Raw genomic sequence first — 16,837 nt, forward strand, 5'->3', positions numbered from 1 at the left:
CACAGACAGTTACCGGCAAGTGTTTGCACACTCGCCGGCAGGTCGAAATCAGAACATCACTTAGTGCGTCAAAGCTATGACGCCAAATAGAAGGCGGATTATCGGTAAAAGAACTCGCTTGTACCAGTCACACTCGGCATTTCAATGATCGAGCGGGCAAATTAATCCTGAAACTGCCAAAAGCCGCACAGTTAGGCATGTTATTCCTGCGCTGCATGCGCCTTGGGTTCCGCAGCGGCATAGTCATATAATCGACGCACTTTGTTTGTGGAGCGCGTTATGCCGAATTTACATCTGGCCGACCTCACTGCCGAAATCGAAGCCAACGTGCGTCGTGCGTTAGCCGAAGACCTGGGCAGCGGCGACATCACTGCACGCCTCATCCCGGCCGAACGCCTGGCCAAAGCGACGATCATTACCCGTGAAGCAGCCGTGATCAGTGGCACCGCCTGGGTCGACACTGTGTTCCGCCAGCTTGACCCGCGCGTGGCCGTGCACTGGCAAGTGGTCGACGGCGAGCGCGTGAGCCCCAACCAAGTGTTGTTTCACCTCGAAGGCCCTGCCCGCTCGTTGCTCAGCGGTGAACGCAGCGCCCTGAACTTTCTGCAAATGTTGTCGGGCGTTGCAACCCACGCGCAGTCGTTGGCCGACAAAGTCGCAGACACCCAAGTCAAGCTGCTCGACACCCGCAAAACCTTGCCGGGCCTGCGTCTGGCGCAAAAGTACGCAGTCACCTGTGGCGGCTGCCATAACCACCGCATTGGCTTGTACGACGCCTTCCTGATCAAGGAAAACCACATCGCGGCCTGTGGCGGCATTGCCGAAGCCATCAATGCCGCGCACAAAATCGCGCCCGGCAAGCCGGTGGAAATCGAAGTCGAAAGCTTGAGCGAACTCAAAGAGGCCCTGGCGGCGGGTGCCGACATCATCATGCTCGACGAACTGAGCCTGGACGACATGCGCGAAGCCGTGCGCATCAACGCGGGCCAGGCCAAGCTTGAAGCCAGCGGCGGGATCAACGACGCCACCTTGCGCCCGATTGCCGAAACCGGCGTGGACTACATCTCGATCGGTGCCATGACCAAAGATGTCAAAGCGGTGGACCTGTCGATGCGTTTAAGCATCTAACTACCCTCTCCTGTAGGAGCGAGCTTGTCTCGCGATCTGTTGAATGTTTAAAAGATCGCGAGGCAAGCTCGCTCCTACAGTCATTACGCCAGCGAGAACCCTTGGCTGCGCTCTTCATGCTCAAGCAACCATTGCTTGGCCGCCAACCCGCCGCCAAAACCGGTCAGGGTGCCGTTGCTGCCGATCACCCGATGGCACGGGATGATGATCGGAATCGGGTTACGCCCATTGGCAGCCCCCACCGCCCGTGAGGCTTTTGGTCGCTGGATCTGCCGGGAAATCTCCCCGTAGCTGGTGGTCTTGGCATACGCAATGGTGGTCAAGGCTTGCCACACCGACTGCTGAAACGCCGTACCCTGCGGTTTGAGGGGCAGCTCGAAGATCAACCGCTCACCCGCGAAATATTCGTCCAACTGGCGGCGCACTTCGGCCAGTTTGTGCGGCGCATGCTCCCAGCCGTCCAGCGGCGTGTGCGGGCGGCGGTCCAGTTCAAAGCGGACTTCGCGAAGGCCTTCATCGTCCGCCACCAAAAACAGCGGGCCAATCGGTGAAGGCATTTGGTCGTAATACACTTGGGTCATGTTGGCTCCTTGCGCGCCGCAGCCGAATCTGTGGCTGCACGCCATAAATACATCACTGAGTAAGCACGCCATGGGCGCCAGCTTTCGGCCAGGGTTTGCAACGCTTTGGTGCTCACCGGCTCGCCCAGCGGATTGGCCTCGCGGCGCAGGATCAAGTCCGCCGCCGGGAACGCATCGGGGTGTTTAAGCACGCGCATGGCGATGTAATGCGCAGTCCATTCGCCAATGCCCGGCAGTTGCACCCAGCGGTTGATAAAGTGCTGCAGCGGTTGTTCGAGGCCAAAATCGACTCGCCCGTCAAGCAAGGCGCGGGCAATGCCTTGAATGGTGTTGATGCGGGCCTGGGTAATGCCCATTTGGTCCATGTCGGCGTCCGCCAATTGCTCGGGGCCGGGGAACAGCCGGTTCAAATCCGCCCCAGCAACCGGCTCAATCGCAATGCCGTAACGCTGCACGATGCGACTGGCGAGTGTGCGCGCCGCAGCCACGCTGACTTGCTGCCCCAACACCGCGCGTACCGCCACCTCAAAACCGTCCCAACCACCCGGCAAACGCAAGCCGGGGTAACGCTCGATGACCGGCGCCAGCAGCGGGCTGGCACTCAAGGTTCGGGCGATGGCTAGCGGGTCGGCGTCGAGGTCAAACATGCGGCGAATTCGCGTGACCACACTGAGCATCTGGCTCGGCGGCACATTCAGTAGCTCCAGTTGCAACGCATGCTGTTCGCCGGGCCAGGCGCTGACCCGCAGCCAGCCCGGCGCCGCCGGATCGCCCATTACTCGCTGATAACTCTGTGCATCCACTAACTCGATACCCGGTAAAGCCCGGTTCTGCAAAAAGCCCAACAACGCCTGAAAATCGTACGGGGGGCGAAAGCCCAGGCGCAGCACCAAGGCCTTGTCGGCACGGGGTTTAGGGCTACGCCTGAACGCCCTGGGCTCGGCATGGTTGGCTTCGGCAAACGCGGCATTGAAACGGCGCAGGCTACGAAAACCCGACGCCATGGCCACTTCGGTAATCGACAGGTCGGTTTCGGTCAGCAGTTGTTTGGCGAACAGCAGCCGCTGGGTGGCATGCACCGCCATGGGCGGCGCGCCCAAATGCTGGACGAACAAACGGCGCAATTGACGGGCGCCAATGTGCATGCGCTCGGCCAGCGTCTCCAGCGAGTGGTCGGCCAAATAGCCTTCATTAATGAGCTTGAGCGCCCGCGCCACCAAATGCTCGCCATGCAGCCACAACTGGTTACCCGGCGCCAGCTCCGGCCGACAGCGCAAGCACGGGCGAAAACCTTGGGCCTGGGCGGCGGCAGCGCTAGGGTAATACACCACATTCTCGGCTTTGGGCGGCCGCGCCGGGCACACCGGGCGGCAATAGATGCGCGTGCTGAGAACCGCGGTAAAAAATACCCCGTCGAACCGCGCATCGCGGCTTAAACGGGCGATTTCACAGGCGGCGGTGCTGGGTGCGGGAAGGCTGTCTTGTGTGTTCATGAGCCGCAGAATAGCACCGGGTTTTTAGCGGTTCTCGCCATTTTCGGACGTCAATGTCTGGACTGCCCCCCACAGCATTACCCGTTATTTGCACGCCCCCTTCTCCAGGCATGTACCGCTTTGGCTCCACACCAGTGTGCCGCCCGAGCTGCTCAGCGATGGAGTCATCACGCTGGTCCAGCCACCCGCGGCCTCAGTGCCGGTCATGGTGATCACGCCGTCAATCACGGTCATGCCCGCCGCCAGGTTGTCCGTCGGATCGGCCGGGCCAGGAATGCCATGGCTGCCGGCGTCGCAAACGCTCAAGTCATTGCTCTCGCTGTAGCACAGGGCCACTGCCGTCTTGTACGTATTGCTGATGGCGTTCAGTTCAGCAAAGCGGGCCTTCATGGTGTGCTCGTGGTAAGCCGGTAACGCGAACGAGGCGATCAAGCCGATGATCGCAACCACGATCATCATTTCGATCAGGGTGATGCCGAGTTGTTGTTGTTTCACAAAAAATCTCCAAACGTGGGACGCGGCCCAGCGGCCAAACGCCATAACCGTGCCAAGCCTGCAAAAAAGTGCGCACAGGCTATCAAGGTTAGCGGGCGGATGCTCCCTCACTGCATGGCAGACACCTTTGGACACGCTCCAGTGAGTCGCTCAGCGCCCGGCGCATCTAGCCTTCAGACTCACAGCCCGACAGGGCAAGCCGCTCTTCAAGGATGAATGCATGGCAACACAGCCAGTTAAAACCGCGGTGTACCGTTGGGAAGGCACCGACCTCAAGGGCACCCCTGTGAGCGGCGAAACCAGTGCCCAAAGCCTGGCCATGATCCGCGTTCAGCTACACCGCCAAGGTATTACCGCAGGTAAAATCCGCCGTCATAGTGACCGCGAGCCGCGCAGGGGCAAATCGATCACCGCGCTGGAAATCTCACTGTTTACCCGCCAACTGGCCACGCTGATCAAAGCGGGCATCCCGCTGCTGCAGGCCCTTGAGGTCATCGCCAAAGGCTTCGAGCACATGACCATGCGCCAATTGGTCGGCGAGCTGAAGCAGGACATCAGCGCAGGCATCAACCTGGCCACGGCGCTGCGCAAAAAACCGGCGCATTTCGATGCGCTGTTTTGCAATCTTGTCGACGGAGGCGAGCAGGCCGGTGCTCTGGATGTCGTGCTGCAACGGGTGGCGGCCTACAAAGAAAAAACCGAAGCCCTGAAAAAGAAGATCAAAAAGGCCATGACCTACCCCATCGCCGTGGTGCTGGTTGCACTGGTGGTCAGTGCCATTTTGTTGATCAAGGTGGTACCGCAGTTTCAAGGCGTGTTCAGTTCTTTTGATGCCCAATTGCCCGCCTTCACCCTGGCGGTGATCGCTGTGTCCGAGATGCTGACGCAACACGGCGCTTGGCTGTTTGGCGGTGGCTGCCTGATTTTTTTCGCGCTTGGCCATCGCTATAAACGCTCTGAGGCCCTGCGCCAGCGGGTTGATCGATGGCTGCTGAAACTGCCGGTTATCGGCAGCTTGCTGCGGTTGTCAGCCATCGCCCGCTTTGCCCGTACCTTGGCCACCACCCTGGCGGCCGGTGTTCCGCTGCTCGAGGCGTTGCGCGCCGTCGCTGGCGCCACGGGCAATCACGTGTACAAAGAGGCGGTGCTCAGGCTCCAGCAGCACGTGGCAACCGGTAGCCAGATTCATGTGGCCATGGGCGCGACGGGTGTGTTTCCGGGCATGGCGATTCAGATGACAGCAATTGGCGAAGAATCCGGCACATTGGATGACATGCTTAATCACGTCGCCACCTATTATGAGAACGAGGTCGACAGTGTGGTCGACAACCTGACAACGTTGATGGAGCCGCTGATCATGACGGTTCTGGGCGTTTTGGTGGGCGGGCTGGTGATCGCCATGTATTTACCGATTTTCAAACTGGGCCATGTCATTTGAGCACGATCGATGTTTTCACCCTGTCTCCCGGCGCCTTTATCGCCTGCGCCCTGGTGCTTGGCCTGCTGGTGGGCAGTTTTATCAATGTGCTGGCGTGGCGGCTGCCCAAGATGCTTGAGCAGGACTGGCAGGCGCAGGCCCGCGAACTGCTTGGCCTGCCCGCCCCGGCCAAAGGCCCTGTGTATAACTTGATGCTGCCGCGCTCACATTGCCCGCACTGCCAACACCCTTTGCGCGCTTGGGAGAACATTCCGCTGCTGAGTTACCTGGTGCTGCACGGCAAATGCTCGCAGTGCAAAACCGCCATAAGCCTGCGTTACCCCCTCACCGAGTTGACCTGCGCGGTCTTGTCGGGCGTGGTCGCATGGCACTTCGGACTGACCCCGCAAGCAGGCTGGATGCTGCTGTTGACCTGGGGCCTGCTGGGTATTTGCCTGATCGATCTCAAGCATCAAATTGTCCCGGACGTGCTGGTGCTGCCCCTGCTGTGGCTGGGTTTGCTGCTTAATACCTTCGAGACCTTTACCAGCCTGACCCAGTCTGTATGGGGCGCGGCGCTGGGGTATCTGAGCCTGTGGTCGATTTTTTGGCTGTTCAAACTGCTCACCGGCAAGGACGGCATGGGCTATGGCGATTTCAAGTTGCTGGCGCTGTTCGGGGCCTGGGGCGGCATGGCGATTCTGCCGTTGACGATTGTGCTGTCATCGCTGCTGGGCGCGATGGTGGGGCTGGCGCTGTTGGCTATGCGCCGGGCGCAGGCCTCAACGCCCATCCCGTTTGCACCGTATCTGGCAATTGCTGGCTGGATTGCATTGCTCTGGGGTGGTCAAATGGCCGACTTCTATTGGCAGATTTCGGTTTGAAATGAATACCCCCTCTTCCAAACCCTGGATTCTCGGCCTCACCGGCGGCATCGGCAGCGGCAAAAGTGCCGCCGCCGAGCACTTTGCCTCGTTGGGCGTGCACGTAGTCGACGCCGATCATGCGGCGCGCTGGGTGGTCGAACCCGGACGCCCGGCACTGGCGCAAATCGCCAAGCACTTTGGCGATGACGTGCTGCAGGCCGACGGACAGCTCAATCGCAGCGCGCTGCGTAGCCTGATTTTCAGCGACCCGCAGGAGCGCCAGTGGCTCGAAGCCCTGCTGCACCCGCTGGTGCGTGAAGAGATCGCGCAAAACCTGGCCCAGGCTCAATCGCCCTACGCCATTTTGGTGTCGCCGCTGTTGATTGAGGCCGGGCAACACAAGACCACCCAACGCGTACTGGTGATCGACACCCCGCAAGCCCTGCAAATTCAGCGCACGTTGTTGCGCGACAACACCAGTGAAGAGCAAGTGCAGGCTATCCTCAAGGCCCAAGCCAGCCGCGAAGAGCGCCTGCGCCATGCTGATGACGTGTTGGTCAACGACACTGACCTCAACGCGCTCAAGTCCGAAGTTGAGCGCTTGCATCACTTTTATTTAACTCTGCATGGAGGCCAACCATGACCAAACCCCCAATGACCGTAGACTGCCCGACGTGTGGCGTCGCAGTGCAATGGACAACCACCAATGCCTTCCGGCCGTTCTGTTCGGACCGTTGCAAACTCATCGACCTGGGCGCCTGGGCCAGCGAAGAACACAAGATCCCGGTGGCCCCGGACGCTGAAGACGAGTTGTTTTCAGAAGACTTGCCAACACGTCTGCATTAATCGTGAAGCCTGTGGGGGTGCAATTGAACGTTCCACCCCCACACTTTCAGTTACACCTGTTTCAAGGCTAAGCTGCGTGCATGGACGACTCTGATTACTTGCGCCTGCTTACGAGTCAGGCCGAACAAGCCAATGCCTTTTTATCCAATGCCCGCAAATGGGAGCGTGAGCGTTGGGTATGCCAACGGCTGCTTCAGGGCTTGAATATTGCCTACCACACCGAGGACTTCACTCAAGCCAGCCAGGAACCGCCCGACGTATTGTTTGGTGAGGCGCGTTTTGAGGTGTTCTTTGTGCTCGATGAAGGCCGTCGTCTCAACGATGAATGGCGCGAAGAACTCCAGCGCCGTCGCAGCGCTTACTCCTTGAGCCAACTGGTGCGCCGCGAAGCGCGGCCCAAGCGGATCCCGGCCAGCAAGCTGCTGCAACGTCTGGGCCCCACGCTGCACAAAAAAGCCAAGAACTACCAAGAGCGCGACATCGACTTAGGCCAATTGGACATCGTCGCTTTTTCCAGCCTCAAACGTGAAGTGCTGGACCTGAACAGTCATTTCCCGCCGCCCACCGAGTATTTGCGCCAGGGCTGGCGCTCGCTTTCACTGGTGGGACCGACCTTTGCCCGAGTATTGTTCGCCCAACCGGATGCGCCAGATTTTTTGCGCAACAATCTGGGCCGCAGCATTATTTTCGATGTCGGGATCAGTTTGTGAGCCCAAAGCGGTTAATTGAAAACACCCTCGTTCGTCTACACGACAAACTGAGAGTCGAGCCGTTGAGCTGCAACCGTTATGCTGGCTTTGATCCTGATGGCGCTAATGCTGTAGCTTTGTCACACCCTGCAACGTCTATCTGACGGGGCACTCTTTATGCCTGGCCCCATAACCCAGATGACCCGTTGCACACCGAATTCCAGGTTCTCCGGCGCTTTGAGCTGCTTTGCGCTCGCCCAGATAACCCGCGCACCGATTTTTTTAAGCCTTGTGAGTGATACCTATGACCCATCGTATTGTTATCGTCGGCGGCGGCGCTGGCGGTCTGGAGTTGGCGACCCGCCTGGGCAAGAGCCTGGGCAAGCGCGGCAAAGCCAACGTCACGCTGGTGGATGCCAACCTGACCCATATCTGGAAACCGCTGCTGCATGAAGTCGCTGCTGGCTCGCTGAACTCATCAGAAGACGAACTCAACTATGTGGCCCAAGCCAAATGGAATCACTTCGAATTCCAGCTGGGGCGCATGAGCGGGTTGGACCGTGAGCTGAAAAAGATCTCATTGTCGGCGACCCTCGACGAAAACGGGCAAGAACTGGTGCCTGCGCGCGAGTTGAGCTACGACACGCTGGTGATTGCCGTGGGCAGTACCACCAACGATTTCGGCACCAAGGGCGCGGCTGAACATTGCTTGTTTCTGGATACCCGCAAGCAGGCCGAGCGCTTCCATCAGCAATTGCTCAACCACTATCTGCGCGCCCATGCCGGACAAACAGATGCGGTCGAAACCATCAGCGTGGCCATTGTCGGTGCCGGTGCGACCGGGGTCGAACTGGCCGCCGAACTGCATAACGCGGCGCACGAACTGGCGGCATACGGCCTGGACCGCATCAAACCTGAAAACATGCACATCACCCTGATCGAAGCCGGGCCACGGGTGTTGCCTGCATTGCCTGAGCGCATTGGCGGACCTGTGCATAAAACCCTGGAAAAACTTGGGGTTAAAGTGCTGACCAACTCGGCCGTCAGCGAAGTGACCGCAGACAGTCTGGTGACCGCCGATGGGCAAGTGATTCCTGCGAGCCTGAAAGTCTGGGCAGCCGGTATTCGCGCGCCGGGCTTTTTGAAGGATCTGGCGGGTCTTGAGACCAACCGCATCAACCAATTGGTGGTGCTGCCTACCCTGCAAACCACTCGCGACGAGAACATTTTCGCCTTTGGTGATTGCGCGGCCTGTCCGCAACCGGGCACCGACAAAATGGTGCCACCGCGCGCGCAAGCGGCTCACCAGCAGGCTTCGTTGCTGGCCAAATCGTTGAAGCTGCGCCTGGAAGGTAAAACGCAATTGCCGGACTACCACTACCGCGATTACGGCTCGTTGATCTCGCTGTCGAGTTTTTCGGCAGTGGGTAACTTGATGGGCAGCCTGATGGGCACGGTGATGCTGGAGGGCTGGTTGGCGCGGATGTTCTACATTTCGCTGTACCGCATGCACCAGATGGCGCTGTATGGCACGTTCCGTACGTTGATGCTGATGCTGGGCAGCAGAATCGGACGCGGCACCGAACCGCGCCTGAAACTGCATTAACCGCAGCCGCTGTCCAAGCACGAGGCGCGGCCTCATGCCTGGACAGCGACCACAGGTTTCAACGCCCTGCGTGGTTCCCTGCTTCCGCCTCACGGCCTTTAAAGCCGTGGGGTTTGTGGTCTTCAAAAAACTTCACGTTGCGCGCAAAGTCTTCCAGCAGCAGCTTGGCCATGTCGATCGACAGGCCTTGTCTGACCAGAATCCGCTGCACCACGACGTCTTCAACATTCGCCGGTAGGCTGTACGCGGGCACCAGCCAGCCACGAATACGCAACCGGTCAGCCAGGTCATACAGGGTGTAATTGGTGTCGGCGCCCGGCTTCAAACGCCAGGTCAGTGCCGGGATCCCGAGCTTGGGGTCGCCACTGAAGAGCATTTCAAACGGCCCGATCTTGACCAGTTCACGTGCCAGGTACTGCGCCGTTGCATAGCATTCCGAGTGAATACGCTCGTAGCCCTCACGCCCCAGACGCAAGAAGTTGTAGTACTGGGAAATAATCTGCCCGGCCGGGCGCGAGAAGTTCAGGGCGAAAGTCGGCATGTCGCCGCCCAGGTAGTTCACGTGGAAGATCAACCCTTCTGGCAGGTCCTGCGCATCGCGCCAGACCACCCAGCCCGCCCCCAATGGCGCCAGGCCGAATTTGTGGCCGGAGGTGCTGATGGATTTGACCCGGGCAACACGGAAATCCCACAGCACTTCAGGCGCACAGAACGGGGCCAAGAATGCACCGCTGGCGCCGTCGACGTGAATATCCACGCTCAGGCCGGTGCGTTTTTCCAGCTCATCGAGGGCATCTGACAGCGGCTGGACCGTCTCGTACAAGCCGGTAAAGGTTTGGCCAAACGTCGGCACCACTACGATGGTGTTCTCATCGACCCGGCCGTCGAGGTCTTCCGGGGTCATGAACCAGTGGCCTTCGGACATCGGCACTTCGCGGATTTCTACGTCCCAATAACGGGCGAACTTATGCCAGCACACCTGCACCGGCCCGCAGACCATGTTCGGGGTGGCAGTCGATTTGCCAGCGGCTTTACGTGCAGCACGCCAGCGCCACAGCGCAGCCAGACCGCCGAGCATGCAAGCTTCGCTGGAACCCACGGTGGAGGTGCCCAAGGTGCTCGCCGCATCAGGGGAATGCCATAAGTCGGCCAGCATATGAATGCAACGGCTCTCAAGCTCCGCCGATTGCGGGTACTCGTCTTTGTCGATCATGTTTTTGTCTATCGACAAGTCCATCAGCCGGTGCACTTCATCTTCTGCCCAGGTTTGGCAGAAAGTGGCGAGGTTCTGTCGGGAGTTACCGTCCAGATACAACTCGTCGTGGACCAATTGGAAAACCTCGCTTGCGACCTGCTCCGACTCCGGGAAGCGCTTGATCGCGGCGGCATGATCCAAAGTCGATGAACCAAAAATAGGGTCAGTCGCAGAGTGACGCTTGACGCGGTGCAGTGCCATGAAAACTCTCCTTGAGTAATAAGCAACACAACTGAACCTACCGCTTGCCACCGGCTCAGCATCGACCCATGCAGCTTAGCCAAGCATTTGGAGTTTGCTGTCCGATTTACGATCAACGCTTTTTTTCCGATCTATAGTCTTCGTTCCTGTACTGAACTCACGGAGCGAGCGTAATGAAGCGAAAAGTCACGACTGCCGACGCCACCGTCACACAGGCCCTGGAGGAAGCCTTGAAACGCTTCGCCAGCAACCACCACGGTAAAAACGCCAGTTACATCCCCTATCTGGCGTCTGTCCCTTCGCAGTTGTTCGGCATCAGCATCATGTTCTGCGACGGCACCCATGCCGAGGTCGGAGACACCGATTACGAATTCGCCATCGAGTCGATTTCCAAAGTCTTCACCCTCGCCCATGTGCTCGACGAATACAGCCCGCAAACGTTGCGCAGCAAGATTGGCTGTGACCCGACCGGCGAGCCTTTCAACTCGGTGGTCGCGCTGGAATTGCACAAAGGCCGACCGCTCAACCCGTTTGTAAACGCCGGCGCCATGGCCACCGTCAGCTTGATCAAGGCCGAAAACCCGCAAGTGCGCTGGGAGAAAATCCAGGCCACTTACAACGCCTTTGCCGGGCGCGAGTTAAGCGTCAACGAAGAGGTGTACAAGTCCGAAGCCGCCAGCAATCAGCACAATCGCGGCATTGCCTGGTTGCTGCAAAGTTACGGCTACATGTACGCCGATCCGATGGAAGTCTGCGCCGTGTACACCCGCCAATGTTCGGTGTCGATCACCTGCCAGGACCTGGTCACGATGGGCGTGACACTGGCCAATGGCGGGGTTAATCCGCTCACCGGTAAACGCGTGGTAGAGGCCAAAAACGTAGCGCCGATACTGTCCGAAATGACCTTGAATGGCCTTTATGACACCACCGGTGACTGGTACTACAAAGTCGGTTTACCCGGCAAAAGCGGTGTTGGCGGCGGGATTCTGGCCGTTGTACCCGGGGTGTGCGCCATCGCCGCCTTTGCTCCGCCACTGGATGTAGCAGGCAACAGCGTTCGCGGCCAATTGGCCGCTGAATATCTCAGCCGCACGCTCAATCTGAGCTTGCTGCACTGATCAGGAAGATTAAGGGAGGCGCAAATGGCTACGACCAGCAAAGCAAAAACTTACATGTCATGGCTCACCATCTGTTTCATGATGGTGGCCGCTGTTGCCAGTATCCGCTCACTACCGACCATGGCCGTTTATGGCCTGGGCTCTATTTTTCTATATGTGATTCCAGCCCTGTTGTTCTTCATCCCCGTGTCACTGGTGGCCTCTGAACTGGGCACCGGCTGGAATGGCGGGATTTACGGCTGGGTGAGGCAGGCGTACGGCGACCGTCCGGGCTTTTTTATCATGTGGTTCATGTGGGTACAGGTGGTGGTGTGGTACCCCATCGTGCTCGGATTTGCAGCCAGTACCATGGCCTACTTGATCAACCCGGACCTGGCCAAAAGCGGGGTGTTCACGGCGGCGGTGATCATCGTGTTGTATTGGTTATCAACGTTTGTCGCGCTTAACGGCCTGGGTGCGCTGTCCAAGCTGACGTCCTGGTTCATGTTGCTGGGCACGGCCCTGCCTGCTGCCGTGCTGGTATTGCTGGGCGTGGCTTGGCTGGTACTGGGGCACAAGTCTGCGGCGCCATTAACCCTGGACGCGCTGATCCCGGCCATTTTCGACACTTCCACCACGGTTAAGGCAGGCCCGCACAACCTGCACTCGGACTTGTGGCGCGAATTCACCGGGGTGATTACCGGCCTGGTGTTGATTGTGAGTAACTTTTTGGCGTTTGCCGGTATCGAAATGAACGCCATCCACGCCCGCGAATTGCGTAACCCGCAAAAAGAAATGCCGCGTGCGATTCTTTTGGCGTTCTTTATGATCCTGCTGGTGTTCATCCCGCCGACCGTGGCGATTTCGCTGGTGGTACCGGCTGACTCAACCAGCCTCACAGCCGGTGTGATTCAGGCCTATGCCGCCTTCTTTGCAGGCTTCAACATGCCGTGGGCGACGCCGATCATGGCAATTTTGCTGATTATCGGGGCGTTGGGCGGAGTACTGGCCTGGACCGCGGGGCCTTCGACGGGTCTGTTGTTTGTCGGCAAGGCCGGAATGCTTCCGCCTGTGCTGCAAGAAGTGAACAAGAAAGGCGTGCAGAAAAATATTTTGTACCTGCAGGCGGTGATCGTCACGTTGCTCTCAACGATTTACATCTTTATCGACAACGTGTCCGATGCGTTCTGGATGATCAGTGCGATGGCGGCGCTGATGTACCTGATTATTTATGTGTTTATGTTCCTGTCCGCCATGAAGCTGCGTAAAACCCAGCCCAACGTTAAACGCGGCTATGTCCTTAAAGGACTGCATGGCTGGTGCTACCTGGGGCTGTTCTCGACGTGCGTGGCGTTGGTATTCGGCTTTATCCCGCCGAATAACTTCAGCAGCATGCCGTTTTTCGAGTACGCAGGGGTCTTGTTGATCGGGCTGGTGATTGCTGGCGTGCCGCCGTTCATCTTCTATGCTGTGCGCAAACCGTCATGGCAGATGGTGCCAAAAGCCGAGGCCGATCAATATTCAGCGGCATTGCAAGATCTGCAGGACGCCGACGCCAAGGCTGCGAAGGCGTGATGGGCCTGTAGTCGCTGCCGAAGGCTGCGATGGACCGCATCGCGGTCCTGCTTAAAACCGAAGGCCCTTCGGGCCTTATCGCAGCCTGCGGCAGCGACTACAAGGTCGCGGGGAACCGGGTTTTCTACAGGCATAAAAAAAGCGTCCCTAAGGACGCTTTTTTTATGGCCTCTGATGCGATTGGCATCAGTGCCTGATTTTTCACACCCATTACTGCCGGGCAGAAAATGGTCGGGGTAAGGGGATTCGAACTCCTGACATCCTGCTCCCAAAGCAGGCGCGCTACCGGACTGCGCTATACCCCGGTAAAAAAAAGGCACCTTCAAGAGGCGCCTTCTGCGATCAGCGCTTTTGGCCTCTGATCTTAAGATCTAGCTCCAGCGAACTGGAGCCAAAAATGGTGGGTCGTGTGGGATTCGAACCTACGACCAATTGGTTAAAAGCCAACTGCTCTACCAACTGAGCTAACGACCCAAAAATGGTCGGGGTAAGGGGATTCGAACTCCTGACATCCTGCTCCCAAAGCAGGCGCGCTACCGGACTGCGCTATACCCCGGCTTGAAACTGGCTCCACGACCTGGACTCGAACCAGGGACCCAATGATTAACAGTCATTTGCTCTACCAACTGAGCTATCGCGGAACTATTTGTTTCAATTTACAACGTTACTGCTTTACATCTTTGCAGCTCTCTTTGACTTCATCGCATCGCTGCGTTGGCGTCTCTGAGGCGGGCCATTTTACAACCTTTCAAACCCTTGTCAACCCTTTTTTTTCCTTAGAAGACAATGATTTAGGTCTTCTAATGGGCTTCTTGGTTTGGGCCAAGTTGCCGTTGCGGGTGACTTACTGCGGGGCGCATCTTACAAGCGTTTTCCTTACAGATCAACACCCTAAGTAAAAAAAGGCCTCACTCAGTGAGGCCTTCCTTAAAACACGGGCCTTGAGCCTTATGCGAAGACGATTTCGTCGTCTTTCACACTGGCCACTACCGTGGTGCCTGGCAAGAACTGACCCGAAAGAATCAGTTGTGCCAGCGGGTTTTCGATCCAGCGCTGAATCGCACGTTTGAGTGGCCGTGCGCCATACACCGGGTCGTAACCCACAGCGATCAACTTGTCCAAGGCATCCTGGTTCAGTTCCAGCGTCAGGTCACGCTCAGCCAGGCGGCTACGTAGACGACCCAACTGGATCTCGGCAATGCCCGCGATCTGATCACGTGCCAGAGGCTCGAAGATCACCACTTCGTCGATCCGGTTCACAAACTCCGGACGGAAGTGCGTACTCACCGCATCCATCACCGCAGCCCGCTGTGCTTCACGATCACCCACCAGTTCCTGGATCTGTGCAGAGCCCAGGTTGGAGGTCATCACGATCACCGTGTTGCGGAAATCCACCGTACGGCCATGGCTGTCAGTCAGGCGACCGTCTTCAAGCACTTGCAGCAGCACGTTGAACACATCCGGGTGCGCCTTCTCGACTTCATCCAGCAGCACCACCGAGTAAGGCTTGCGCCGTACTGCTTCGGTCAGGTAACCGCCTTCTTCGTAACCCACATACCCTGGTGGCGCACCGATCAGTCGGGCCACGGAATGTTTCTCCATGAACTCGGACATGTCGATCCGTACCATCGCCTCTTCAGTATCAAAGAGGAACTCGGCCAGCGCCTTGCACAACTCGGTTTTACCGACACCGGTTGGGCCCAGGAACATGAACGAGCCGCTTGGACGGTTCGGGTCACTCAAGCCAGCCCGCGAACGACGTACCGCGTTCGCCACGGCCACCACGGCCTCGTCCTGACCAATCACGCGCTCATGCAACAGGTTTTCCATGTTCATGAGTTTTTCGCGTTCGCCTTCGAGCATTTTCGACACGGGGATACCGGTCCACTTCGAGACGACTTCAGCGATTTCTTCTTCGGTCACTTTGCTGCGCAACAACTGGTTCTCAGTCTGGTTGCTGTGCTCGTCGACCATCTGCAGGCTGCGTTCCAGGTCAGGGATGATCCCGTACTGCAACTCGGCCATGCGGTTAAGGTTGCCACCGCGGCGTGCCACTTCCAGCTCTTGGCGAGCCTGCTCGATTTTCTGCTGGATCTGGGCAGAACCCTGCACTTCGGCTTTTTCCGAGGTCCAGATTTCTTCCAGGTCAGAATACTCACGCTCATGGCGCTCGATTTCTTCCTGCAGTTTCTCGAGACGTTTTTTCGCCGCCTCATCTTCTTCTTTCTTCAGCGCCTGGGCTTCAACCTTCAGTTGAATCAAGCGGCGCTCAAGACGGTCCAGCACTTCCGGTTTGGAGTCGATCTCCATGCGAATGCGGCTGGCCGCTTCGTCCATCAGGTCGATCGCCTTGTCAGGCAACTGCCGATCAGTGATGTAGCGATGGCTGAGTTTGACCGCCGCAATGATCGCACCGTCAGTGATCGCCACCTTGTGGTGCACTTCATAGCGCTCTTTCAGACCCCGCAGAATCGCGATGGTGTCTTCTTCACTTGGCTCATCGACCAGCACTTTCTGGAAGCGACGCTCAAGCGCTGCGTCCTTCTCTATATATTGGCGGTACTCGTTGAGCGTGGTCGCACCGACGCAATGCAGCTCGCCCCGGGCCAACGCTGGCTTGAGCATGTTGCCCGCATCCATGGCGCCCTCGCCTTTACCGGCACCGACCATGACGTGCAGTTCGTCGATAAACAGAATGACTTGCCCTTCCTGTTTCGACAGCTCGTTGAGCACTGCTTTCAGACGCTCTTCGAATTCGCCACGGAACTTGGCACCGGCAATCAGTGCACCGATGTCCAGCGACAGCAGGCGTTTGCCTTTAAGACCATCCGGCACTTCGCCATTGATGATCCGCTGCGCCAAACCTTCGGCAATTGCGGTTTTACCGACGCCAGGCTCACCGATCAGTACCGGGTTGTTTTTGGTCCGGCGTTGCAAGACCTGAATGGTGCGACGGATCTCATCGTCACGGCCAATCACCGGGTCGAGCTTGCCGTCTTCGGCACGCTTGGTCAGGTCGATGGTGTATTTATCCAGCGCCTGACGCGACTCTTCAGCGTTTGGATCGTTGACCGCTTCGCCGCCACGCAGGTTGTTGATGGCGTTTTCCAGGGCTTTTTTGGTTACGCCCTGGCTCAACAACAATTTACCCAACTTGTTGTTGTCGTCCATCGCGGCCAGCACGACCAGCTCGCTAGTGATGTACTGATCGCCTTTTTGCTGCGCCAGACGATCTGCCTGATTCAACAGACGCGCCAGATCCTGCGACATATTCACGTCGCCGGTTGGATTCTGAATTTTTGGCAGTTGGTCGAGCTCTTTGGTCAGCTCTTTACGCAGGCTGTTTACATCAAAACCGACTTGCATCAGCAGCGGCTTGATCGAACCGCCCTGCTGTTCCAACAATGCTTGCATCAAGTGCACAGGCTCGATAGCCGGATGGTCATGACCAACGGCCAATGACTGGGCATCGGACAACGCCAATTGCAACTTGCTGGTTAATCTATCTATACGCATTCGTCACCTTCCTTATGAGCAGGCCGGAGGGATGGAAACTCCTGAATGAAGAAACCTGCCAGATACCTTAGT

The 16,837-nt window shown here is 58.0% G+C and carries 14 protein-coding genes and 4 tRNA genes; 9 read left to right on the plus strand and 9 right to left on the minus strand.

Going from position 1 to position 16,837, the window contains the following annotated elements; genetic code table 11:
• Nucleotides 1–279: 279 nt before the first annotated feature.
• Nucleotides 280–1,128: a carboxylating nicotinate-nucleotide diphosphorylase gene (gene nadC, locus AAEZ03_RS09425; RefSeq protein WP_048367315.1), complete on the plus strand. Its 849-nt coding sequence runs from the start codon at nt 280–282 to the stop codon at nt 1,126–1,128.
• 83 nt (nt 1,129–1,211) lie between these two features.
• Here the strand turns inward: nadC and AAEZ03_RS09430 are convergent, their stop codons facing one another.
• From AAEZ03_RS09430 to AAEZ03_RS09440, 3 genes are all read right to left on the minus strand, one after another.
• Entirely contained in the window at nt 1,212–1,709 is a 498-nt protein-coding gene (locus AAEZ03_RS09430) for a methylated-DNA--[protein]-cysteine S-methyltransferase (RefSeq protein WP_350578014.1), read from the minus strand.
• Nucleotides 1,706–3,202, minus strand: coding sequence for an AlkA N-terminal domain-containing protein (locus tag AAEZ03_RS09435; protein WP_350578016.1), 1,497 nt, complete (start codon nt 3,200–3,202; stop codon nt 1,706–1,708). Before AAEZ03_RS09435 ends, AAEZ03_RS09430 begins: the two co-directional genes overlap by 4 nt.
• An 84-nt stretch (nt 3,203–3,286) precedes the next feature.
• Entirely contained in the window at nt 3,287–3,697 is a 411-nt protein-coding gene (locus AAEZ03_RS09440) for a pilin (RefSeq protein ID WP_241486374.1), read from the minus strand.
• Nucleotides 3,698–3,917: 220 nt separating this feature from the next.
• Between AAEZ03_RS09440 and AAEZ03_RS09445 the strand changes: the two genes are divergently transcribed.
• From AAEZ03_RS09445 to AAEZ03_RS09470, 6 genes are all read left to right on the plus strand, one after another.
• Nucleotides 3,918–5,135, plus strand: coding sequence for a type II secretion system F family protein (locus AAEZ03_RS09445; protein WP_350578020.1), 1,218 nt, complete (start codon nt 3,918–3,920; stop codon nt 5,133–5,135).
• Complete coding sequence (locus AAEZ03_RS09450; protein WP_350578023.1) at nt 5,132–5,998, plus strand: prepilin peptidase; 867 nt, start codon at nt 5,132–5,134, stop codon at nt 5,996–5,998. The genes AAEZ03_RS09445 and AAEZ03_RS09450 overlap by 4 nt, the downstream gene beginning before the upstream one ends.
• A 1-nt stretch (nt 5,999) precedes the next feature.
• A complete protein-coding gene (gene coaE, locus AAEZ03_RS09455; protein ID WP_048367327.1) occupies nt 6,000–6,623 on the plus strand; it encodes a dephospho-CoA kinase in 624 nt (207 codons plus the stop codon).
• Nucleotides 6,620–6,826 (plus strand): DNA gyrase inhibitor YacG, encoded by a 207-nt coding sequence (gene yacG, locus AAEZ03_RS09460; RefSeq protein WP_048367331.1) that lies wholly within the window; start codon nt 6,620–6,622, stop codon nt 6,824–6,826. Before coaE ends, yacG begins: the two co-directional genes overlap by 4 nt.
• A gap of 80 nt (nt 6,827–6,906) precedes the next feature.
• Nucleotides 6,907–7,536: a DUF1780 domain-containing protein gene (locus AAEZ03_RS09465; RefSeq protein ID WP_048367338.1), complete on the plus strand. Its 630-nt coding sequence runs from the start codon at nt 6,907–6,909 to the stop codon at nt 7,534–7,536.
• A gap of 283 nt (nt 7,537–7,819) precedes the next feature.
• Nucleotides 7,820–9,121: an NAD(P)/FAD-dependent oxidoreductase gene (locus AAEZ03_RS09470; protein ID WP_278941006.1), complete on the plus strand. Its 1,302-nt coding sequence runs from the start codon at nt 7,820–7,822 to the stop codon at nt 9,119–9,121.
• Nucleotides 9,122–9,179: 58 nt separating this feature from the next.
• Here the strand turns inward: AAEZ03_RS09470 and gad are convergent, their stop codons facing one another.
• Nucleotides 9,180–10,577, minus strand: coding sequence for a glutamate decarboxylase (gene gad, locus AAEZ03_RS09475; protein ID WP_048367344.1), 1,398 nt, complete (start codon nt 10,575–10,577; stop codon nt 9,180–9,182).
• Between the two features lie 173 nt (nt 10,578–10,750).
• Between gad and glsA the strand changes: the two genes are divergently transcribed.
• Together glsA and AAEZ03_RS09485 are read left to right on the plus strand one after the other, a co-directional pair.
• Nucleotides 10,751–11,695 carry a glutaminase A gene (glsA, locus tag AAEZ03_RS09480; RefSeq protein WP_048367346.1) on the plus strand — a complete coding sequence of 315 codons (945 nt, stop codon included), beginning with the start codon at nt 10,751–10,753 and terminating at the stop codon, nt 11,693–11,695.
• A gap of 24 nt (nt 11,696–11,719) precedes the next feature.
• Nucleotides 11,720–13,249 (plus strand): amino acid permease, encoded by a 1,530-nt coding sequence (locus AAEZ03_RS09485; RefSeq protein WP_123751297.1) that lies wholly within the window; start codon nt 11,720–11,722, stop codon nt 13,247–13,249.
• A gap of 228 nt (nt 13,250–13,477) precedes the next feature.
• Here the strand turns inward: AAEZ03_RS09485 and AAEZ03_RS09490 are convergent.
• From AAEZ03_RS09490 to clpB, 5 genes are all read right to left on the minus strand, one after another.
• Nucleotides 13,478–13,554: transfer RNA gene (locus AAEZ03_RS09490), tRNA-Pro, on the minus strand.
• 93 nt (nt 13,555–13,647) lie between these two features.
• Nucleotides 13,648–13,723: transfer RNA gene (locus AAEZ03_RS09495), tRNA-Lys, on the minus strand.
• A 5-nt stretch (nt 13,724–13,728) separates the two neighbouring features.
• Nucleotides 13,729–13,805 (minus strand) — tRNA-Pro (locus AAEZ03_RS09500).
• Between the two features lie 9 nt (nt 13,806–13,814).
• Nucleotides 13,815–13,890, minus strand: a tRNA-Asn gene (locus AAEZ03_RS09505).
• Between the two features lie 307 nt (nt 13,891–14,197).
• A complete protein-coding gene (gene clpB, locus AAEZ03_RS09510) occupies nt 14,198–16,765 on the minus strand; it encodes an ATP-dependent chaperone ClpB (protein WP_123751296.1) in 2,568 nt (855 codons plus the stop codon).
• Nucleotides 16,766–16,837 lie beyond the last annotated feature (72 nt).

Origin of the sequence: Pseudomonas sp. HY2-MNA-CIBAN-0224, assembly GCF_040310285.1 — a bacterium.
Lineage (GTDB): Bacteria > Pseudomonadota > Gammaproteobacteria > Pseudomonadales > Pseudomonadaceae > Aquipseudomonas > Aquipseudomonas helleri.